The organism is Brevibacterium sp. SIMBA_078 (assembly GCF_046534565.1).
Taxonomy (GTDB): Bacteria; Actinomycetota; Actinomycetes; order Actinomycetales; family Brevibacteriaceae; genus Brevibacterium.
In genome coordinates this window covers 1-273 of record NZ_JAWRYQ010000202.1, presented here as the reverse complement: position 1 = coordinate 273, position 273 = coordinate 1, and the positions used below count along the sequence as shown (strand labels likewise).

Below are 273 nucleotides of genomic sequence, written 5' to 3'. Positions count from 1 at the left end.
CCATTCCCAGGTATAAGCTAAGCGATAGCCACTTAATTCGTTTTTTCACACCCAATTCAAGAAATACACCCAAAAGAGCAATGCCCCAGGCTACACTCAACAGCGTCCAGCCCCATGCGTCTCTTAAGTTAATTAAAGCAAATGGAGTATAGGTACCGGCAATTAGAATATAGATAGCAGCATGATCAAGCTGTTGGAAGACCGCTTTTATTCTTGGCCAGGGAAACGCATGATATAACGTTGAGGCGGTATAAAGCAGAATAAGGCTGGCAC

Annotated in this window: 1 protein-coding gene; it reads right to left on the bottom strand. The window is 44.0% G+C overall.

The features are described 5' to 3' along the window. Positions 1–273: PAQR family membrane homeostasis protein TrhA (gene trhA, locus SB749_RS19435; RefSeq protein WP_410711749.1), on the bottom strand; the 273-nt coding region annotated here is incomplete at both ends.